Annotated in this window: 21 protein-coding genes; 11 read left to right on the top strand and 10 right to left on the bottom strand. The window is 52.8% G+C overall.

Annotated features, from left to right (window positions below; all coding sequences use genetic code 11):
• Window positions 1-15: 15 nt before the first annotated feature.
• Window positions 16-630, bottom strand: coding sequence for a cAMP-activated global transcriptional regulator CRP (gene crp / locus ACNRUY_RS02100; protein WP_488109985.1), 615 nt, complete (start codon window positions 628-630; stop codon window positions 16-18).
• Between the two features lie 405 nt (window positions 631-1,035).
• Between crp and ACNRUY_RS02095 the strand changes: the two genes are divergently transcribed.
• Window positions 1,036-1,446, top strand: a complete 411-nt coding sequence (locus tag ACNRUY_RS02095; protein ID WP_488109984.1) for an OsmC family protein — start codon at window positions 1,036-1,038, stop codon at window positions 1,444-1,446.
• A gap of 63 nt (window positions 1,447-1,509) precedes the next feature.
• Here the strand turns inward: ACNRUY_RS02095 and ACNRUY_RS02090 are convergent, their stop codons facing one another.
• The 3 genes from ACNRUY_RS02090 to cysZ form a co-directional block, all read right to left on the bottom strand.
• Window positions 1,510-1,851, bottom strand: a complete 342-nt coding sequence (locus ACNRUY_RS02090; protein ID WP_488109983.1) for a histidine triad nucleotide-binding protein — start codon at window positions 1,849-1,851, stop codon at window positions 1,510-1,512.
• Window positions 1,852-1,871: 20 nt separating this feature from the next.
• Entirely contained in the window at window positions 1,872-2,081 is a 210-nt protein-coding gene (locus ACNRUY_RS02085) for a hypothetical protein (RefSeq protein WP_488109982.1), read from the bottom strand.
• Between the two features lie 67 nt (window positions 2,082-2,148).
• Window positions 2,149-2,889 (bottom strand): sulfate transporter CysZ, encoded by a 741-nt coding sequence (gene cysZ, locus ACNRUY_RS02080; RefSeq protein WP_488109981.1) that lies wholly within the window; start codon window positions 2,887-2,889, stop codon window positions 2,149-2,151.
• 436 nt (window positions 2,890-3,325) lie between these two features.
• Here cysZ and trxB point away from each other — a divergent pair, with 436 nt between their 5' ends.
• Both trxB and ACNRUY_RS02070 read left to right on the top strand, forming a co-directional pair.
• Window positions 3,326-4,279 carry a thioredoxin-disulfide reductase gene (gene trxB, locus ACNRUY_RS02075; protein ID WP_488109980.1) on the top strand — a complete coding sequence of 318 codons (954 nt, stop codon included), beginning with the start codon at window positions 3,326-3,328 and terminating at the stop codon, window positions 4,277-4,279.
• A gap of 295 nt (window positions 4,280-4,574) precedes the next feature.
• Window positions 4,575-5,144 (top strand): pyridoxamine 5'-phosphate oxidase family protein, encoded by a 570-nt coding sequence (locus ACNRUY_RS02070; protein ID WP_488109979.1) that lies wholly within the window; start codon window positions 4,575-4,577, stop codon window positions 5,142-5,144.
• Between the two features lie 48 nt (window positions 5,145-5,192).
• On the opposite strand, the gene ACNRUY_RS02065 is transcribed toward ACNRUY_RS02070, so the two are convergent.
• On the bottom strand, window positions 5,193-5,678 hold the full coding sequence (locus ACNRUY_RS02065; protein WP_488109978.1) for a Z-ring associated ZapG family protein: 486 nt from the start codon (window positions 5,676-5,678) through the stop codon (window positions 5,193-5,195).
• A gap of 575 nt (window positions 5,679-6,253) precedes the next feature.
• Here ACNRUY_RS02065 and zapE point away from each other — a divergent pair.
• Entirely contained in the window at window positions 6,254-7,348 is a 1,095-nt protein-coding gene (gene zapE / locus ACNRUY_RS02060) for a cell division protein ZapE (RefSeq protein ID WP_488109977.1), read from the top strand.
• Between the two features lie 51 nt (window positions 7,349-7,399).
• On the top strand, window positions 7,400-8,185 hold the full coding sequence (locus ACNRUY_RS02055; protein WP_488109976.1) for an SDR family oxidoreductase: 786 nt from the start codon (window positions 7,400-7,402) through the stop codon (window positions 8,183-8,185).
• Window positions 8,186-8,244: 59 nt separating this feature from the next.
• Here the strand turns inward: ACNRUY_RS02055 and ACNRUY_RS02050 are convergent, their stop codons facing one another.
• The 4 genes from ACNRUY_RS02050 to ACNRUY_RS02035 all read right to left on the bottom strand — a co-directional run bounded on the left by ACNRUY_RS02050 (window position 8,245) and on the right by ACNRUY_RS02035 (window position 11,280).
• Window positions 8,245-8,508 (bottom strand): hypothetical protein, encoded by a 264-nt coding sequence (locus ACNRUY_RS02050; protein ID WP_488109975.1) that lies wholly within the window; start codon window positions 8,506-8,508, stop codon window positions 8,245-8,247.
• 101 nt (window positions 8,509-8,609) lie between these two features.
• Entirely contained in the window at window positions 8,610-9,416 is an 807-nt protein-coding gene (djlA, locus tag ACNRUY_RS02045; protein WP_488109974.1) for a co-chaperone DjlA, read from the bottom strand.
• Entirely contained in the window at window positions 9,413-10,177 is a 765-nt protein-coding gene (murU, locus tag ACNRUY_RS02040) for an N-acetylmuramate alpha-1-phosphate uridylyltransferase MurU (protein WP_488109973.1), read from the bottom strand. The genes djlA and murU overlap by 4 nt, the downstream gene beginning before the upstream one ends.
• Entirely contained in the window at window positions 10,174-11,280 is a 1,107-nt protein-coding gene (locus tag ACNRUY_RS02035) for an aminoglycoside phosphotransferase family protein (protein ID WP_488109972.1), read from the bottom strand. The genes murU and ACNRUY_RS02035 overlap by 4 nt, the downstream gene beginning before the upstream one ends.
• A 583-nt stretch (window positions 11,281-11,863) precedes the next feature.
• On the opposite strand from ACNRUY_RS02035, the gene ACNRUY_RS02030 reads away from it, so the two are divergent.
• The 6 genes from ACNRUY_RS02030 to ACNRUY_RS02005 all read left to right on the top strand — a co-directional run bounded on the left by ACNRUY_RS02030 (window position 11,864) and on the right by ACNRUY_RS02005 (window position 20,157).
• Window positions 11,864-14,659 (top strand): LPS-assembly protein LptD, encoded by a 2,796-nt coding sequence (locus ACNRUY_RS02030; RefSeq protein WP_488109971.1) that lies wholly within the window; start codon window positions 11,864-11,866, stop codon window positions 14,657-14,659.
• Window positions 14,660-14,663: 4 nt separating this feature from the next.
• Window positions 14,664-15,968, top strand: coding sequence for a peptidylprolyl isomerase (locus ACNRUY_RS02025; protein WP_488109970.1), 1,305 nt, complete (start codon window positions 14,664-14,666; stop codon window positions 15,966-15,968).
• The gene (pdxA, locus tag ACNRUY_RS02020) at window positions 15,968-16,963 is read left to right on the top strand and encodes a 4-hydroxythreonine-4-phosphate dehydrogenase PdxA (protein ID WP_488109969.1); all 996 of its coding nucleotides are present in this window, start codon (window positions 15,968-15,970) and stop codon (window positions 16,961-16,963) included. The genes ACNRUY_RS02025 and pdxA overlap by 1 nt, the downstream gene beginning before the upstream one ends.
• Window positions 16,964-17,107: 144 nt before the next feature.
• Window positions 17,108-17,914 carry a 16S rRNA (adenine(1518)-N(6)/adenine(1519)-N(6))-dimethyltransferase RsmA gene (gene rsmA / locus ACNRUY_RS02015; RefSeq protein WP_488109968.1) on the top strand — a complete coding sequence of 269 codons (807 nt, stop codon included), beginning with the start codon at window positions 17,108-17,110 and terminating at the stop codon, window positions 17,912-17,914.
• A gap of 41 nt (window positions 17,915-17,955) precedes the next feature.
• Window positions 17,956-18,756 carry a symmetrical bis(5'-nucleosyl)-tetraphosphatase gene (locus ACNRUY_RS02010; protein ID WP_488109967.1) on the top strand — a complete coding sequence of 267 codons (801 nt, stop codon included), beginning with the start codon at window positions 17,956-17,958 and terminating at the stop codon, window positions 18,754-18,756.
• A 180-nt stretch (window positions 18,757-18,936) separates the two neighbouring features.
• Complete coding sequence (locus tag ACNRUY_RS02005; RefSeq protein ID WP_488109966.1) at window positions 18,937-20,157, top strand: type II secretion system F family protein; 1,221 nt, start codon at window positions 18,937-18,939, stop codon at window positions 20,155-20,157.
• Window positions 20,158-20,272: 115 nt separating this feature from the next.
• On the opposite strand, the gene ACNRUY_RS02000 is transcribed toward ACNRUY_RS02005, so the two are convergent.
• Window positions 20,273-21,205, bottom strand: coding sequence for a DUF1177 domain-containing protein (locus ACNRUY_RS02000; protein WP_488109965.1), 933 nt, complete (start codon window positions 21,203-21,205; stop codon window positions 20,273-20,275).
• Between the last annotated feature and the right edge of the window lie 10 nt (window positions 21,206-21,215).

Genomic DNA, 21,215 nt, shown 5'->3' with positions numbered 1-21,215 from the left:
TGAGTATAGACAGAGTCACCGGGTTCCAAAAACAACCATGGTCTTCCCTTTCACCGACACCAGCCCCTGGGCTTCCAGACTTTTCAACACCCTACCAACCATTTCCCGGGAACACCCCACAATCCGGCCAATCTCCTGCCGGGTAATCTTGATCTGCATACCATCGGGATGCGTCATGGCATCGGGCTGACGACAAAGGTCAAGCAGGGTACGAGCTACCCTTCCGGTCACATCCAGAAAGGCAAGGTCCCCCATTTTCCGGGTAGTATCTTTAAGGCGGGCCGCCATCTGCCCAGACAACAGCATGAGGATATCCGGATCCTCGCGGATCAGATCCCTGAACTGCTGATAACCAATCTCCGCCACCTCACAGGCGGTTCTGGCTTTCACCCAGGCGGTCCTCTCAGCCAGCCCCTTATCTCCTTCGGCATCAAACAAACCCATTTCACCAAAGAAGTCACCCTGATTCAGATAAGTGACGATCATTTCACGCCCTTCATCATCCTCAATGGCGATGGTAACCGTTCCCTTGACGATGAAATAAAGGGATTCAGACGTATCCCCGGCACAAAGGATCGTGCTCTTTGCCCGGTAGCTCCTCCGGGAGCACATGGACAGAAAACGATCCATACTGGCCCCTGTCCCCCTGCTGCTCCAGGTTTTAATATGCAGACTCTTTGACAACATCTCCCCACCGACGATGAATACCCAGTTTTACCTCATGATACCGTAAACACAGGGTTCGTTAATTCTTTAATGTGCCAATTGTTGACTTCCTTGGCACTTATTACAGGGAAAAACGACCATTTAATCATCTGAAAGGCCTCGGACCGGTCAATAGTTCACCATTATGTAAACCGGTTTCATTCATCACCTTGTAACATCAATGGCAAAGCCTTTTCGATGAATAGAGCACTGCCTTCCAACTCTTTAGTTACAAAGCCATGTCCATCCATTATTACGCTTCCCTTCATGGCCGTTTTTTCTGAAACCCCGTACAATGACCAGCCACCACTGAACAGAACAGGAAGATCAATGAAGGCACAAGTGAAATGGGTGGATTCCGAGCGATTTCTCGGCCTCACCGACAGTGGCAATTCCGTAGTCATGGATGCCGACAAAAACCAGAAGAGTGCCCCAAGCCCGATGGAAATGATTCTCATGGGTCTGGGTGGCTGTTCATCCGTCGATGTGGTCAGCATTCTGGAAAAAGCGCGACAACAGGTATCCGACTGCCACGTGGATATTCAGGCCGAGCGGGCGGATGCCGTTCCGGCTGTGTTTACCCGTATTCACCTGAACTTTGTCGTCAAAGGACGGAACATCAAGGAGTCCCAGGTGGAGCGCGCCGTCAATCTGTCCGCGGACAAATACTGCTCAGTGGCTCTGATGCTGGGGAAAGGCGGGGTGGAAATCACTCACAGTTTTGAAATTATTGAAGAGTAAGTCTCTCCAGCGTCCCTGTTAGAGTGCCCATTGATTAACCCAATGGGCTTTTCCCTACAGCCATTAACCCGGAGGCCACTGCATTGGGCGACCCGCCAGCAGATGAAGGTGTATGTGATAGACAGACTGCCCACCGTGACTGTTGGTATTCAGGGCAAAACGAAAACCGGTCTCATCCACCCCTTCACTGGCCGCAAGATCTCTGGCCACCAGCATCATCTTCCCAAGCAGCATCTGGTCATCCGCCTCAGCGTCATTCATGGTGGCAATGTGCTTGCGGGGAATCACCAGGATATGGGTGGGCGCTGCCGGATTAATATCCCTGAACGCCAGAACCTCATCATCCTCGTAGACGGTCTCGGCCGGTATGGCCCCTTCGGCGATTTTACAGAACAGACAACTCATTCAGTTCGCTCCTCCATTACCTACCCTTGAGTATTTTTCACAAGTTCGGTATCGGGCATCAGCAGCTCGTGCCCTACCACCTGATCCATATAATGATAAGGCACCCGATACCGCTTACCCTGGTACTTTACCAGCGCGTAATCGTAACACATCTTCATCACCGTGCAGTGAGTCACCTCCCTGCCATCAGTAATCCGGACGATGTTATACCGGTGCAAAGCTATACTCACTGCCCGTTCCTTGTATTATTTTCTTTCTATAATGTCTCTGTATGAAGGCGCTTCTTTTCCGGGCTTGTCAGCTATTTTTCCGGTTCGCAGTGAACCGCACTTCCCGCTCCCAGAGCAACGTTGAACCGGCAACAGCCGCCGGTATGATCAACAGATTCAACAGGGGAATCAGCATAGCCAGGTTCACCACAGCCCCAAAAGGCCAGGCTTTCGGCAGCTTTTTTTTCAGCAGATTCATCATCTCACTGAACGACACCCCGCGGTTATCTGCGGCATAGTCACAGTATTGAACCGCCATCATCCAGCCATTAAAAATAAACCAGAGAACCATCCCTACCCCCGGAATAAACGACAACAACAGAAGCACCAGGGCGCGGGGAAGGTAATACAACAGTTTTCTCAGTTCTCGCCCAATGCTGCGGGGAAGAATGACCAGCCAGTCCTTCAGTTGCAGATCGGGAAGATCAGCCCCTTCCATCCTCTGGACTTTCTCAGCCAGCAGGGCATTAAAGGGAGCCGCAATAAAATTCCCCACAATGGTAAAGGTAAAAAAACCCATCGCTGCCAGCGCCAGAAAGAAAAACGGCCACAAGAGGAACTCCAGAAAAGCCAGCCACTCTGGCATCCAGCCGGTCAGCTGATCCATCCAGATGGAAAAACGGCCGGAAGCCCAGATGATCATTCCCGAAAACACCAGAATATTAATCAGGATCGGAATAAGGACAAACCAGCGCAGCTGCGGCAGGGTAATCATTTTCAGGCCCTGGACAAAATAGCCCGGCCCGCTCAGGGTATTGGTTGCAGTCATTGACGTCTTTTTCTATGAAAATGCCTAGCAGCCTGTCGGACTTACGACAATTTCGACCTAAAATCCAGAAAGAACGGCCAAATCTTTCGATGAATTCGATTAAATAGGCCCACTATTTATGCCCTTTGGGTATTCGCACGAATCCATCGAAAGATTTGACTCGTTCTACTGAATTTTATGCTCGAAAGCATAAGTCCGGCAGGCTCCTAGGGCTCTGTGAACACAGACCGATTGTACATAAACCAGAAGCAATATTATAACGCCCTCTACCCTTCTCTTTATCACATCTCTTTATCAATAGCCTTAATCTATTGACTCATGATCATTCACAACTGTCCTCTAAGAGACACAATCGCTATCATAGGGCCATTCAATGCAGCTCTGGTGGCCACCAGACTGAAAACCCCGGTCATACCGTCAATAATGGAAGTCAATAATGAGCGAACCCCGACATTCCCGCCTTTTAATTCTTGGGTCAGGACCGGCCGGTTATACTGCCGCCGTCTACGCGGCCCGTGCCAACCTGAACCCGGTGATGATTACCGGCATGCAACAGGGCGGGCAGCTGACCACCACCACCGACGTTGATAACTGGCCTGGTGGTGTAGAAGGTTTGCAGGGACCCGGGCTGATGCAGGATATGGAAGCCCATGCCAAACGCTTTGGCACCGAAATCCTGTTTGACCATATTGAAGAGGTCGATCTCAGTACAAAGCCATATACCCTGAAAGGAATGAACACCTATACCTGTGACGCATTGATTATTGCCACAGGTGCCAGCGCCCGCTATCTGGGACTCGAAAGCGAGGAAGCCTTTATGGGTAAGGGGGTCTCAGCCTGTGCCACCTGCGATGGCTTTTTCTATAAAAACCAGGACGTTGTTGTTGTCGGCGGCGGCAATACTGCCGTTGAAGAAGCGCTTTACCTCTCTAACATTGCCCGCAGCGTTACCGTTATCCATCGCCGCCAGGGGTTCAGGGCCGAAAAAATCCTGCAGGATAAAATGATGGATCGGGTGAACAACGGCAATATGAAACTGGTTCTGGACTCCGTGCTGGAGGAAGTTCTGGGAGACAACAGTGGGGTTACCGGTGTCCGGGTCAAAGACGTCAATACCGGCGAGACTCAGGACATTGACGCCAGCGGCTGCTTTATTGCCATTGGCCACACCCCGAACACCGGCATTTTTGACGGACAGCTGGAGATGAAAGACGGTTACCTGAAGGTTCACAGCGGCCTTGAAGGCAATGCAACGCTCACCTCAAAAGAAGGTGTGTTTGCCGCCGGGGATGTAATGGATCACGTCTACCGTCAAGCGATCACTTCAGCGGGCACCGGTTGCATGGCGGCCCTGGATGCAGAGAAGTACCTGGACTCACTGGACAGCTGATTGCCAGGAGCACACTTTTCTGGCCGAAGCCTGCTCCTCAAGTTATTTATCTCCGGCAAAAGAGGTGACGCCCTCAAAGTGCTTTTATTGCACCCAGAGGAAGAAGGCTTTAAAAGTTTGCACCGCCAAGCTCCCTCTCCCTCTGGGAGAGGGCTGGGGTAAGGGAGAACGGTGTATGGTTCATGGCGAAAATATTGGGATCAGCTATAAAAGCACCGGTATATCCTATGCGAGTTTCCTAGCATAGCCGGGGGTTACCTGACGATTAATTACCAATAAATAATGAGAAAGCAAAATGGGCCAGCATTACACCGAACTAACAGACCAGCAAAGTCAGTTTATTCAACAACAGAAGCTGTTCTTTGTTGCCACTGCTGCCGAAACCGGTACCGTTAATGTATCTCCCAAAGGCATGGATTCGTTCAGAATTATTAACCCGAACCAGGTGGCCTGGCTCAACCTGACGGGCAGCGGCAATGAAACTTCCGCCCATGTCCAGCTCAACCCCAGAATGACCATTATGTTTTGCGCATTGGATGGCTCCCCGCTCATCCTGAGGTTATACGGAACCGCAAGGGTACTGCACCAAGCTCACCCCCAATGGCAACAATACCTCCCAATGTTTCCGGAAATAGCAGGTACCCGCCAGATTTTTCTGCTGGATATTGATAAAACCCAATCCTCCTGCGGCATGGCAGTCCCGCTTTTTGACTATCAAGGAGATCGGAATGCCTTGGCAGCATCCGCTGAACGAAAAGGGCAGGCGGGGGTTGAAAGCTATTGGAAAGAGAAAAATCAGTACAGCCTGGATGGGTTCCCTACCCATATATTGGAACTGTCAGGGGTGGATGAAGGATCACCTTAACCATCGAAGCCTCCCTGAAAAGGAGGCTCGACCGGTATTAACAAGAGTTTATTTTTCCAGATTGACCTCTGCTTTGGCGCCGGACGTCATCCCAAACTCTTCCGCCAGGGTTCCCCGCTCTTCAGGACTGACCTTCGGGGCATAATCCTTGGGTTGCTCAGTGGGCTTGGCCCTTTCGTTCCGACGCTTGATCACTTTGCCGGACAACAGGGCGTTGCTGCTGAGCAGGGAGTCACACAACCGGGTACGAACCTCTTCATCATCACAGAGGTTTTCTGCCCCGTTGGCCATATGCTCGTGAACGTCCCGGTATGCGTCTGTCAACTTATTGATCAGGTGCGCGGATGTGGTGAAGTGATCTCCCACCTGCTGCTGGTATTCCTTGAACTCCTGCTGCATTTCATCCAGCTGACCTTCCAGCTTGCCATTGCGGGTTTTGGAGCCTGAAAGCAGATGGTACACCAGGGCTCCACACAGAATTCCCCCGAGAAACGCCAGACTACCGACAAACCAAAGTACGCTTATCTCTTCCACAGTATCGCCTCACCCAGTGGGGCACTCGCCCGTATCACCCATACTAAAGCCACATTCCTGATGGCTATTGTATAGGCTCAATGGCTTTTGGCCTAGCACATATAATCCTAAATTCAGCAATTGGCCGCTTGAATTTCTGTAAACCCTTTAGAGTTATAGCCATAGAGGCCAATTTACTATTCACCTTCACAGGTAAGTGGGAGTTCGCTCTGCGGTTTTGTGAAAAATCTGGACGCCCTCAACTGCGTTGCGCCGCTTGCCAAGGACTAAGGCCATTGGCTGTACGACCCGCCTTTATGCCCTTTGGGTATGGCTGAGAACGCCCAGATTTTCCACAAACTCCACATCCAACTGCTGAGTTTAGGATTGCCATTGTAAGCGGTTTTTTATCATCCCCCTTTACTCCCTTCATTCCAGAAAAGTGATCCTGGTCCTGACCCCAGCTCACCGGTCCCTCTTGCCCAGACGAAAGACTCCGGTTACATTGGCAGCTTTCGCTGCAGGCTTCTTTCTTACTCAACAATCCCTACTCCATTAAGCAGAACTGCAGACAGGCCTTCTATAGAACAATGACCATGACCCCGGAAGCTTGTTACCAGAATGATTTAACCCGAGACGGGTTTTCTGAAGACCCCGCCCAGGCGGAAGCCGTTCAACACCTGCAGGATCTGTACGACCGGCTGACCCTGCCTGCCAAATCACCTCTGTACCGGCGCCTCTCGGGCCTGATGGGCAAGCGTCCGGAGCCAGTGAGAGGGCTCTATTTCTGGGGAGGTGTTGGCCGGGGCAAAACCTATTTGATGGACACGTTTTACCACTGCCTTCCCTTTCCGGAAAAACTCCGGATGCATTTTCACCATTTTATGCGACGAGTGCACAATGAACTGAAAACTCTGGAAGGCAGAAAAAACCCGCTGGAGACCGTTGCTCAACGCCTGGCAGGCGAAGCTCGCATTATCTGTTTTGATGAATTCTTTGTGTCGGATATTACCGACGCCATGATTCTGGGCGGGCTGATGGAGCAGCTTTTCAACCGGGGGGTGACCCTGGTAGCCACCTCCAACGTCGAACCGGACCAACTTTATAAAGATGGGTTACAGAGAGCCCGTTTTCTCCCGGCCATTGACCTGATCAACCAGCATACCCTGGTGGTCAATGTGGATGGCGGCATCGATTATCGACTTCGCCTTCTGGAAAAGGCAGACACCTATTACTGCCCTCTGACCCCTGAAACCCAGACCAGACTGGAAACCATATTCCATGACCTGGCTCCGGACTGCAGTCAGGCTGAGGAACAGCCGGAATTGGAGATCTCCGGCCGGGCCATCCAGGCCGTCAGAATCTGTGAAGACATTGCCTGGTTTTCATTTTCCCAGCTCTGCGACGGCCCCCGGAGCCAGAACGACTACATCGAACTGGCCCGGTTGTACCACAGTGTTATCCTGGAAGCGGTCCCGCAGTTCAGGGCCGGTCATGATGATCAGGCTCGCCGATTTATCAATCTTGTGGATGAGTTCTATGACCGGGGGGTTAAACTCATTCTCTCCAGCGAAGCACCCCTGGACCGGCTTTACTCCGAAGGGAATCTGTCCTTCGAGTTCCAGAGAACACAGAGCCGGTTGCAGGAAATGCAGTCCACAGAGTACCTCGCACGCCCGCATAAACCTTGAAAGTGAGGTTGTTCGGGTTGTGAATCACCAATAAATACAGGAGTCGCTGTTATGGACCTTGGCATAAAAAACAAAGTTTTCATGGTGGCAGGCGCCAGCTCCGGCCTCGGCTATGCCATTGCCCACCGCCTGGCCAGGGAGGGGGCCATGGTGTCCATTGCCAGCCGGAATGAGGAGAACATTGCCAGGGCGGCAGCCACCATCAGTCAGGAAACCTCTGCAGAAACTCGCGGCTATGTCTTTGACGCCCGCAATGCAGACTCTATTCAGGACTGGGTCGATGCTACCGTGCAGGACTTCGGCCGGATTGATGGGCTGGTGATCAATGCTGGAGGCCCAACGCCCGGTTTTTTTGAAGAATTTGATGACCCGGCCTGGCAGGCCGCTTTCGAACTGACCCTGATGAGCGCTGTGCGACTGATCCGCGCTGCTCTGCCCGCCCTGAAGGTCAATGGCGGCAGTGTGCTGACGCTAACCTCGTCTGCTGTCAAAGAACCCATAGACATCCTGGTCATGAGTAACGTGATGCGCTCCGGAGTGAACAGCCTGGTCAAAACCCTGTCCACAGACCTGGCGAAATACAATATCCGGATCAACAACCTGATCCCCGGATCCATTGGCACCGACCGCATTGAAGCCCTCAACCAGTACCTGTCAAAACGCCGGGACATCAGTCCGGAAACCGTTAAAAAGAACGCTGAAGCGGCCATTCCCATGGGGCGCTATGGCAAACCGGAAGAATTTGCCAATGCAGCCGCCTTTCTGTTATCGGATGCAGCCAGCTACATGACGGGAACGAGTACCGTGGTGGACGGTGGCAAAATGAAGAGCGTGTAATGTTTCTTTGAAGGTTAAAGGAAGGAGAGCCAGGCCTCCTTCCTGTTAATGAACAGAACCTAACTAGACTGCCGGGTTTCCCGTTCACCCAGCCGGGTGGTGAACTCATTGATGCTTCGGAACACCAGATATTTTTTTCTCCGCAGCTCCATTTTTACCCGCCTTGACGACGAAAAACAATGAACCACCGGCTTGTTAGGGTCCATATGCACCTTTGTTGCCGCAGGGACATACCAGTACATAAATTTCTTTCGAACCACATACATCACAGAACTCAACTCCGGAAAAACATCCGATAACCAGGAAAAAACCACTGTATTCACAAGCTGCCCTTTTGCTTGAGCCACAAAAGCTTATACTCACGTTCCACAGTCGTTTTGTATCGCTTATCTTTATTAGTCAACCGGTATAACCACAAGTTCCATCATTTGTTTTTTCTGTACGCCCTTACCTGATCATAGGCGCCTTGAATTTCCTGGGTTTTTTCCTTGGCCACTGCCATCATCTCTTCCGGAAGCCCCTTGGCAACCAGTTTATCCGGGTGATGTTCACTCATCCGCTTGCGGTACGCTTTTTTGACCTCGCTGTCACTGGCAGAAGGTTCAACCCCAAGCACCTCATACGCCTTCTTCAAGTCATCTTTCGAGGACGGTGCATACCCCCGGGACTGGTAGCCTCTCTGATAATAATCCCGCTGGGCGCGAAAACGCTTGTGAATCTGCTCAAAAACAAAATTCCCCACACCCAGATGGCTGCACACCTGTTTGAACACGGCCTGCTCCGCCGGGCTCAACCCACCGTCGGCATAAGCCGCAGACAGCTGAATCTCCAGAAACATTGGAATCAGAGTGCTTGAGCCTGCCACCTGGCGAAACGCCTGCAGCACTGATTCAATATCAGACGATGGTTTCTTTCCCTCATTAAAAAGATCAATGGCTTCCCGGCGCTGCCCCTCAGAAAGCCGCATGTTCTGCATGATGGCCCGGGCATTTTCGATTTCACGTTCACTGACCCGGCCATCTGCTTTGGCGACCCGCCCCATGACCAGAAAAGTGGCTTTAAAGAAAACCGACTGGGCTCTTTGACGCTGGGCACTGGTAGCCCCAAAGCCGGTGGCCTGACCACCGAACACCCGCCTGTTGATCCAGGAACCTACAAACGCGCCGAGCAAAGCGCCCACCGGCCCCCCAGTCACAAACCCTATAAAAGCCCCGATCAGTATAAAGGTCATGAAGTCCTGCTTTGGTTTTTCCTGCCTTGATGATGAATCCCGGCTTGATGATAAATGGCTTGTTCCAGCGCCTCAAGGCGCTCTGGTGACCCGACATCCGTCCAGCAACCCGAATGATACTGGCCACTGACCTTAGCTTCTCTCATGGCACTTATCAATAAGGGAGCCAGCCTGAAAACACCCGGCTGGCAATGTTCAAACAGCTTTGGAGACAGGATGCTGACACCACTGAACGTTAGCCCGGATTCATCTTCCCCGGTTTTTTCTGAAACCCTGCACTCCTTCAAAAGAAAGTCTCCCTCAGGGCGGAAGTCAGGGTTGTCCACCAGAACCAGATGAGCAAGCATCCCCTTTGGCAAAGAGAGCGCCCCCAAATCCACATCGGTATAGATATCCCCGTTGATCACCAGAAAGGGCTGCTCTACGGACCGTCGGGAGCTTGTTTCAGAATGCTCTTCCTCCAGACAATCTGCCAATAAAGGCAATGCTTGAAAAATACCGCCTCCGGTTTCCAGGGGCTCTCCTTCCGGGGAGTATTGAATGCTCACCCCCCATTTGGCCCCGTCACCCAGCGCCTGCTCAAGCTGCTCCCCCAGCCAGCCATGATTAATCACCAGCTGGGTAAACCCGGCCTTCGCAAGACGCTCGAGGTGGTAAACGATCAGTGGTTTGCCAGCCACTGGCACCAATGGCTTGGGCATCCTGAGGGTAAGCGGCCTCAGCCGTTTGCCAAAACCTGCCGCCAGAATCATCGCTTTCATACCCTGGCGCCCTCAACACCCTTAATTACCGCTGACAGACGCTCTTGAAGCCTTGGCCGGACGGCCGTCTCCAACCATTGTCCATGGGCTTGAAACTGAGGGTAACTCAGGCAAACCGATACAACGTAGTCAAAAGTGCGAGGTATATCCCCCAGATAACCGGCCTTGCCATCCCGGAACCACAGCCGGGAAAAAATACCCAGGCATTTCAGGTGACGCTGCAATCCGGTCAGGTCAAACCAGGTTTTGAGCTGTTGAGGGTCATACTCAGCCAGAACAGGGTGCCGCTTCATAAACGCCATCAACCACTGCGCCACCTGCGCCTCCGGCCAGTGGATATAGCAGTCTTTTAACAGGGAGACCACGTCGTAGAGCAGTGGGCCGCAGAGAGCCCCCTGAAAATCGATGACCCCCACAGTCCCATCGGGCTGCAGCATCAAGTTGCGGGAATGATAATCCCTGTGAACCACCCCTTGCGGTTGCCGGGTCATGGCCTCTGACAGCGATGTAGACAACGCCGACAAGTCCCCCCTGATCTCCTCCAACGCTTCATCAAACCCCATCAACTCCTTCAGAAACCAGTCGGGATATAAGGACAATTCAAACTGGATGAGCTGATCGTCGTAGGGAGGCAACCCTTCTGAAGGCTGCTTCTGAATATCAAGCAGGACATCAAGAACGTTCTGGTAGCGGTTGGCGACCCTGGAAAGCGCCTTCTCTGCAAGCCCCTTCTCTGAAAGCACCGATAACAACGGTGTATCTCCAAGGTCTTCCTGCAACATGAACCCCTGCTCATAATCCACAGCAAACACCTCAGGAACCGGAATACCCCCGGCTCTCCAGCTTCTGGCTATTCGAACAAAAGTACGGGTATCTTCTGTTTCCGGAGGGGCATCCACAGCCACCCTGGTTCCCAGTGGGGATTCAACCCGGTAATACCGCCTGAAGCCAGCATCCCCGCCAATGGCCTTCAAGGGCATTCCAGAAGCGGCCTCCTTTTTCCCTGGGGAGGCCTCCCCCCATGAAGAGCCATCACCGGACAGAACCGAAATCACCCATTGTGACAACTGATCGCGACGCTGGTGGATATTGTGTACACTCATTGGTCGATTTTACGCCCCGCTCTCAAGTGCCCATGGCGAAAGAAAAACAGTTTGCCCTCCCCCTATGGAAAAACAGGGTAGCAAACGGTTTATCACGGAAAATCACTGAAGCAAAATAGCCTGCTCATTTCATGGAACCATTTTCAATGAAAACCCTTCGTGGAATAACAGGCTAATTTTTCACTCCCGGCTCTTTATGTCGCTCTGGGGAGCCTTAAGGCTCCCCATCCCGCCGGATCAATGTTAAGTTATTAGATTAAGTCAAAAGACAACTACAGACTAGTGATGTCATTATACAGACCCTTGATCCAGGGCTACTCTCTGTTTTCAAGATCCTGTTTTCAGGATCCAGTAGTCAGCCCCCTCTCTTCAGGCCTCCTGCCACTGCCTCAGGGGGACGGATTGTGCCTGTCTCACATCACGGTCAAAATGGGAATCCGATGTTGATCAACCTTTTGATGCCTCTATTATCCAACCAGTGCCGTATACCATGTAAAATGGAAACTGCCCCTGCCGGGTGGAGGAAAGTCGATGGAAGACCGCACAATAATAATGCTTCCCGGGGACGACTGAACTGATGGATATGCATTCTTTACCTTTTAAACCCAGGCATCTGACACTGGCCATTGCCACCGCCCTGCTCGCCACCCAACCAGCTGCCCGGGCCCAGGCAAACAGCGAATGGAACTGCCAGTCGGTCCCAGGTGGCAAATGGAGCTGTGCACCGGCCCCGGTCCCAGCCAATAGAGTTCTGGCCGCAGCCATCCCTGAAAAAATCGTTGAACAAAAAGAGCCGGAAAAAACCACAACCAGCAGCAATCGCCAGGCCCCCTCCGTAGTAGCGACACCTTCAGGTGCCTCGCTGACAGCTACCCTGGACTGGCGCCCGCTGGCAGAATTATCAGAATCCCAAAAGGCCGGGGAACCCTTCTACAGCTGTGGTGCTTACATTGAACCAGCCAGGCCCGGTAAAAATTTCAAAGGGGACATAAACAGTGCTCCTATCGTTGCTGAAGCCAATGAATCCACCTACGACAAAGAGTCCGTGGCTACCCTGAAAGGGAATGTGAAAGTGCGCCAGGGCAGTCGGCAGCTGCAAAGCGATCGGGCTTCCCTGGACCGCAACCGCAACTACGGCGAGTTCGAAGGCAATGTGCGTTTTCGTGAGGCCGGTGTCCTGCTGGTGGGGGATCGCGGCGATCTGCAACTGGACAGCGGCCGGGCCACACTGGAAAACACATCCTATGTTATGCACGAACAGAAAGTCCGGGGAGAGGCCACCCAGGTGGTTCGGAACGAAGATTCCACCCTGGAGCTTTCTGATGCCACCTATACCAGCTGCCCCCCCGCGGAAAACAGCTGGGAACTGTCTGGCGATAACGTCACCCTTGACCTCGACAGTGGTCAGGGCCTGGCAAAAGACGCCGTCATACGGGTGAAAGGGTTACCGGTGTTTTACACCCCCTACCTTTCCTTCCCCATTGATGACCGTCGCAAGTCCGGCTTTCTCTACCCAACCATGGGACAAAACAGTGACAATGGCCTGGACTTCTCTGTGCCCTATTACTGGAACATTGCACCCAACTACGATGCCACCATTACCCCCCGCTATATGAGCAAGAGGGGACTACTGGTGGAAAATGAATTCCGCTACCTGCTCGGAAACAGCCATGGAGAAATCGGCCTGGCCGGTCTGCTGAACAAGGATGAGCTGCACAAAGACAACCCCTATTTTGATGAAAACCGGTGGTTGATTAATCTGCGCCACCAAACCCTCATCACCTCCCGCTGGTCAGCAGAAGTCGATTACGCCCGGGCCAGTGACAAAAACTACCTTGAAGATTTCAATTCCAATCTGAACCTGACGAATCAGTCACCCCTGAATCAGCGCATTGGTACCCGCTACCAGGGTGGAAATCTCGATCACAGCTGGCAGATCCGGCTGGACGCTCATCAATACCAGAATATGAGCCGGACTTCCGATGATCCCTATAACAGGTTGCCACAACTGGGTCTGACCGGAACCTGGCACGCCACCGACAGCCTGGACCTCAGCTACCTGGCGGATTACACCAAATTTTCCCGTGATAAAAACTGGGATTACATCAATGAAACGCTGGTGGATGCACCCAATAACATTTATCAGAGCAACTACGGCGAAGGTTACGGCATCAAGCGAGCCAACGGTGAACGGATGGTTCTGGAAACCGGGGCCAGCTACCCAATGGAGTGGAGTTATGCCTTTATCACCCCCAGTGTCAAAATCCAGCATGTCCAGTACCAGTTGAGTAATCTGAACAAGGACGATGTCATTGCAGACCTTGAGGCCTCCTACGAGAACAGTTTTAACCGGGGTGACTACACCGAAACCCCAAAAACAACGGTTCCTACAGTCAGCATTGACTCAGGGCTCTATTTTGACCGTGCAACCCAGTTTGGGGAAACTTCATTCACCCATACCCTGGAACCCCGGATGAAATACCTGTACTCCCCCTATGTGGAAGGGCAGGAAATGAACCCTGTTTTTGATACCGCACTCCTTGGGTTCAACTACAACTCCCTCTGGCGTGACAGTCGATTTTCCGGATACGATCGTCTTGGGGATGCCAACCAGCTATCCCTTGGTGTTACTTCTCGACTGCTGGAAGAAGATGGTTTTGAACGGGCCCGGTTTGGCGTTGGCCAGATTCTCTATTTCAGTGACCGACAATTATGGATCAGCCCCACAGCAGGCACCCGGCCTGGTGACGATGAAAACTGGGATGAAAACCTCAACGACGCAGAGGAGAAGCTACTCAGCGAAATGCAGAACCGGGCCTCCCCCCTGGCGTCAGAACTGGTCTATAACATTAACCGGGCAATGAGTATCCGTCAGGATCTCATGTGGGATACCAACGAGAACGAAATTGATGATTACGGTCTCTACTACACCTATAAACCTGACACCCGCAGGGCACTGAACATCGGCTACCGTTACCGGGACCAGGTGGATCGTTATGTTAAAGATGATGAGAACCAGAATATCCCTGATCCCAATAATCCAGGTGGTTATCTGACCACCGAAAACCAGCTAAGGCAGACAGACATCTCCTTTGCATGGCCCATTTATAATCGCTGGTCGGCCATGGGCCGCTGGCAGTATGACATCACCAACAAGCGAAACCTCGAGATCATGTCGGGCGTGGAATACAATAGTTGCTGCTACCAGGTTCGCCTGCTCTGGCGCAACTGGATAGAGGATGGCAGTAATATTGACCACCCGGACACCAAGAGCGGTGTTTTCCTGCAGTTTGTGCTGCGGGGGCTGGGAAATATTGCCACCGGCTCGGCCAAAGAATATCTTGAAGGCATCAAAGGTTACACAGCGGATGAGAAGTAAATTCATGAAGGGACTGAAGCGCATCGCTCTGGCCTCTCTCTGCCTGCTGACATTCAGCGGCACCATGGCAGTGGGAGAGGCAGCACAGGCAAAAACCACCAACCTTGACCGGATCGTAGCCGTCGTGGACAAGGACGTGGTCATGGACAGTGAGCTCAATGCCAGAATGGTAGCGGTCAACCGCCAGCTGTCTGGCCGGAATATCAACCTTCCCCCGGAAGATGTCCTGAAAAAACAGGTGCTGGAACAGTTGATCCTGGAAAACATCCAGATCCAGCTGGGACAGCGGTCAGGTATCCGGATCGACGACTGGGCACTCAATGACGCCATCACCCGGATTGCCCAGCGCAACCAGATGACCCTTGAAGCGTTCAAGAAAAACCTGGAGGCGGACGGGCTGTCCTTTGCCCAGGCCCGGGAGGAAATCCGCCGGGAAATGATCATCAACCGGGTTCGCCAGCGTCAGGTGGCCCAGAGGGTTCAGGTCAGTGAACAGGAGATTGATAACTTTCTGAATTCCCCGGAAGGCCAGGCACAGATGCAGATGGAATACCGCCTCGGGCACATTCTCATTGCCACTCCAGACAATGCTACCCCGGAACAGATCAAAGCCGCAGAAAACAAAGCAAAAGCACTCTCCGCCCAGCTGAAGAAAGGCGCTAATTTTCAGGAGCTGGCCATTGCCAACTCCAAAGGCCAGAACGCCCTGGAAGGAGGAGACCTGGGCTGGCGCAAGGCGGACCAGCTGCCGACCCTGTTTGCCGAACAGGCCATTAAAATGAGCAAGGGCCAGATTTCCGAGCCCATTCGCAGCCCGGGAGGCTTCCATCTCTTTAAACTGATGGATACCCGCGGCAATGACAAGGTGGTTCAGGAACAGGTGCACGTCCGCCATATTCTGATCAAGCCCAACGAAATCCGCAGCAATCTGGAAGCCCAGATGCTGGCCAAAAAACTCTACAACCGCGTTAAATCCGGTGAAGAGTTCAGTGAACTGGCCAAGGCCTATTCCGATGACAGTGCTTCCGCCCTGAACGGTGGTGACATGAACTGGGTCTCTCCGGATGTGCTGGTGCCCGAGTTCCGGACAGTCATGAACAACATACCGGAGAAAGTGGTCAGTGAGCCCTTCCGGACCACCTATGGCTGGCACATCCTTGAAGTGCTGGGCAAACGCAAGTCCGATATCAGCAACCAGGTTCGCCGCAACCGGGTCAGAGAGCTGCTCAGCAGCCGCAAGTTTGAAGAAGAACTGCAGGTCTGGCTCCGTGAAATCCGCGACCAGGCCTATGTAGAGATCAAGCTCTGATGCCCGGCACGTCCAAACTTCCCCGGCTGGTGATTTCCGCCGGGGAGCCTGCGGGGATAGGTCCGGATCTATGCCTGCAGCTGGCAGACTCCCTTCCTCACAGTCATCGTCCGTGCCAGCTGGTTGTGGTAGCGGACCCTGAGCTGCTCAGGCAAAGAGCAGAAGCCCTCAGAGTGCCGGTCAAAATAGCCCCGTTCAACCCTGAAGATCGAACCCCGGCAGACCGGGGAACGTTGCTGGTAGCCCCAGTCACTATGGCCTGCCCGGCTGTTCCAGGCACCGTCAATCCTGCCAACAGTCCTTATGTTCTGAAAACACTGGAGTATGCAGTGGAAGGCTGCATGAACGGTGTGTTTGATGGCCTCGTCACCGCTCCCGTCCACAAAGAAGTGATTAACAACACCGGTATTCCTTTCAGTGGTCATACCGAGTTTCTCGCCCAGAAAACGGGCACAGAGAAAGTCGTTATGATGCTGGCCACCGAAGGCTTACGGGTAGCACTGGCCACCACTCACCTGCCCCTCAAAGACGTTGCCTCTGCCGTCACCCGCTCCTCGCTGACCCAGGTGCTTGAGATCCTTTATCGCGAAATGCAGAGTAAATTTGGCATCCAGAATCCCCATATCCTGATTTGCGGACTAAACCCTCATGCCGGCGAAGGTGGTCACCTGGGAATGGAAGAAATCGATACGATTATTCCCGTGCTGGAACAATGCCGTATCCAGGGCATGAATCTGACGGGCCCTTTGCCAGCAGATACACTGTTCAACCCACAGCTGCTGAAAAGTGCTGATGCGGTACTGGCCATGTACCATGACCAGGGCCTTCCAGTGCTGAAATTCAAGGGGTTTGGTCAGGCCGTGAACATTACCCTGGGTCTGCCCATTATCCGAACCTCTGTGGATCATGGTACCGCTCTGGATCGTGCGGGCACCGGTAATATCAACCCGGGAAGCCTTTATACCGCAATCAACACCGCCCTGGACATGGTCTGATGTTTTATGGGGACGTTGATGGAACACCATGGGTGCGGGGTGGCAAATAGCAGCCACCGCCGCTATCATTGCCAGTCTTTCTCTGGCTTGCAGCAAGGATCATTGTTGCAGGCTCTTCCTGCGTTTAATGAGCAATAGACCTTCATGCCCCAGACACCTGTTCCCTATCACAAGGCCCGCAAACGCTTTGGCCAGAACTTTCTCCACGACCACGGAGTGATCGGGAAAATTGCTGCCTCCATTCACCCCCGCCAGGGAGAACACCTGGTGGAAATAGGCCCTGGTCAGGGAGCGCTGACTGCTGACATTCTGGAACAGGCCGGTGAGCTGGATGTGGTGGAGCTGGATCGGGATCTGATTCCCACCCTGAAACTGCGCTTTGGCCTGAACCCGAATTTCCGCATCCACGAAGCGGACGCCCTGAAATTTGACTTTGCCCGTCTTCAGCAAGACGAACGCCCCCTGAGGATTATTGGCAACCTGCCTTATAATATTTCCACCCCCCTGATTTTCCACCTGCTGAGCTACCAGAACATCATCCAGGACATGCATTTCATGCTGCAGAAAGAGGTGGTTCTGAGGCTGGCGGCACAGCCCGGTGAGAAGCACTATGGCAGACTTGGCATCATGACTCAGTATTACTGCCAGGTAGATTACCTGTTCACCGTCGGCCCCGGAGCCTTCAAGCCTGCCCCCAAGGTGGATTCCGCCATCGTCCGACTGACGCCTTACCAGACACTGCCTCACCCCTGCAAAGACATTGCCCGCCTTGAAACAGTCGTACGGGATGCCTTCAGTCAACGGCGAAAGACCATCCGCAACACCCTGAAACAGCACCTTAAGGCAGAGGAGCTGGAGGCGCTGGCTATTGCCCCCACCGCCCGCCCGGAAGTACTGACGCTTGCCGACTTTGTTCGAATTGCCGATTATCTGGTAGAAAGAAACGGCTGAGGTGTCATAAGGAGCCCGCCAACATCAGGGAGAATCCAATCATGGCAACCTATGCCATCGGTGATATTCAGGGCTGTTATGAGGCCCTGCGCCGGTTACTGGACAAGCTTCAATTCGATCCGGCCAGAGATACCCTCTGGGTGGCGGGTGATATGGTCAACAGGGGCCCTGACTCCCTGTCCACCCTGAGATTTCTGAAAAACCTTGAAGACCGTTGCATTGCCATTCTGGGCAATCATGATTTGCACCTGCTGGGAGTGGCCTATGGCCTGCGCAAGCTGAAAAAGAAAGACACTCTGACCGACATTCTGGAAGCTCCGGATGCGGATGAGTTGCTGTACTGGTTACGGCACCGGCCCCTGCTTCATCATGACGCTGAGCGCCAAATCACAATGGTTCATGCGGGCATTCCTCCCATCTGGACCATTGACCAGGCGATCCATGAAGCCCGGCAACTGGAGCAGGCACTTCAATCAAGCGATTATCGAAAGTGGCTGAAGAGACTGTTCAAAGAGCCCCCTGCCCGAGCATGGGACGAAACTTTCAGCCAGAAGAAAAAAATACGCCTGACTGCAGCCTACCTGACACGCATGCGTTTCTGTGACCACAATGGCATCCTGGATCTTGAAAACAAGGGAGCCCGCTCACACAACGGGTTTGCCCCCTGGTTCAGCTTTGCGGACAGCCCCGGTTACCGGGAAACCATTGTCTTTGGCCACTGGGCCGCCCTGGAAGGAAAAACCGGTAGAAAGAATATCCATGCCATTGATACCGGCTGCGTCTGGGGGAAGACGCTCACCGCCCTTAACCTGGATACTTTTGAGCGGACGGAAAGCCACTAACCGCTTTCGACAAAGCCTCTCCCAATCACTAATGCTGAATGAAAATCGACCGAAACAAACAGTAACCCGTTCTCAAATTCAGGGGATTGTCTGATTTTATGCACGCTCTGATATAAATTTGGAGCAAGTGTACTTTATAATCGGCTCTCTTACGCAGAACAGCTATGGATCGCCCAGAATATGGCCCGAAAACCAACCAAAACCGTCACTTTTGCCTGGCAGGGAAAAGACAAGAGCGGCCGTAAAGCCAAGGGAGAAATACAGGGCAGCAACATTGCGCTGGTCAAGGCCGAATTACGCAAGCAAGGTATCAGCGCCACCAAAGTCCGCAAAAAAGGTCCATCCCTGGGCGGGGGTAAGGGTGGAAAGATCAAACCTCTGGATATTGCCCTGTTTACCCGCCAGCTGGCCACCATGATGAAAGCCGGCGTTCCTCTGCTCCAGGCCTTTGATATTACCTCCGAGGGCATAGAGAAGCCCGCCATGCAGTCCCTGATCGGGAAAATCAAAAATGATGTGGCTGGCGGCAGTACCCTGGCCGACGCCCTGAAGTCGCATCCGGAATACTTTGATGAGCTCTACTGCAGCCTGGTGGCCTCCGGTGAGCAATCCGGTGCTCTGGAGACCCTTCTTGACCGGATTGCCACCTATAAGGAAAAAACCGAAGCCCTGAAGGCCAAAATCAAAAAGGCCATGAACTACCCAATCGCCGTCGTCTGCGTGGCACTGATCGTCACTGGTATTCTTCTGGTCAAGGTAGTGCCACAGTTTGAGGAAGTCTTCCAGGGTTTTGGGGCAGAACTGCCCGCCTTTACCCAGATGGTGATCGGGCTTTCAGAATTTGTGCAGAGTTACTGGTATATTGGCCTTGGCGGCCTTATTGCTGCGGTATTCTCCCTCAAGAGACTAATGAGCTCATCAAAAGCCGCCCGGGATACTGTAGATCGCCTGGTTCTCAAGCTGCCGATTATTGGCGAAATTCTCGACAAATCCGCGGTTGCCCGGTTCGGCCGGACCCTGGCCACCACCTTTGCCGCCGGTGTCCCTCTGGTCGATGCCCTGGACTCCGTAGCCGGTGCAGCGGGTAATGTGGTCTATGCCGATGCCACCAAGCGCATTAAAGATGACGTATCCACCGGCCAACAGTTGCAGTTTGCCATGAAAAGCTCCGGCATATTCCCGTCCATGGCGGTGCAAATGGTGTCCATCGGGGAAGAGTCCGGTGCTTTGGATGAAATGCTAGAAAAAGTCGCTACTCATTATGAAGACGAAGTGGACAATATGGTGGATGGACTGACCAGCCTGATGGAGCCCATTATCATGTCCGTGCTCGGGGTGCTGGTGGGTGGCCTGATCGTCGCCATGTATCTACCCATCTTCCAGCTGGGATCGGTGGTTTAATGAGCGTTATCAAGAAGGGTTAACAACAGGATTAACCAAAGTGAGCCTTAACCCATTATTTCCATACAGAGGAATAAAGTTCTGGCTCACACTGCTCAACCCCGCTTACCAATGATTATTCCTGGCCGTAACCTTTGAAGTGAGCCATGGAGCCATACCTGCTCTGCAGAATATCGTATTCGTCCTTATCGTAGAAGCTGCACTTGCCTTCCGTAAAGTCCTTGGCGACCTCCAGGGCATAGCGGGCTGTTTTTTCTACATCACCTATATCGGTAGCACCAGTGGCGCAACCGGCTACTGCGACTTCCGTGGTGATTGCCACACCAACCACAGGCGCGGTAGTGGCCGTGCAGGGCAGCATAATACTGTTGATATGATATAGCCCATTACCATAGGGTGTAATGTCCTGCTGGGAAACAGGAAATGTTGCCGACAACCTTCCGGTCACACGGTGAACGATATCGATCAGGTCATGACTGCACTTGAGGATATAACCGTCCTTAACTGTATTGGAAATGGCAAAACCTTTATGGTTAACCAGATTATTGCCCTTGGTTGTATCAATGGAAATAATGGCGTCCATTTCAGGGTGAACTTCTTCGAAGTTCATCGTATCCATATCCACCGGTGAATCCATAAATGGCACCGGATAATGCTCTCTGGTTGGGGCATCAGGACAGATATGGGTGCAAATGATCACGTCTCCCTGCAAATAGTCTCCCAGTTGCGACATTCTTGCCATTTTTGCTGCCACGGTTAACGCTGCAAGACACCCATCACCGTCAGAAACAAAGCCCGTCAACTCAGGCCGGGCGCCAATCCCCCCCAACCGGCCAATGATACCGAGAGTTGGCGCTGAACCGCCTGCCGTTTTGCCATCACGACCGGGAAAACGGATTTTTATAAAATCGGTAAATCCTTTCTCAGACCCCACTTGTCGAATCTCAACTCCACTGGCGCCGAGTTCCCGCAGATATTCAGACACTTGCTGCCCATTAACTTCAGGGGAATCCAGTAATTCGAATAATTCCGATGTGTACTTCAACACGTTTATATTC

The sequence above is a fragment of the Endozoicomonas sp. Z74 genome (genome assembly GCF_057680865.1).
Note: the sequence above shows the minus strand (reverse complement) of the source record. Positions and strands in the feature narration are given on the sequence as shown.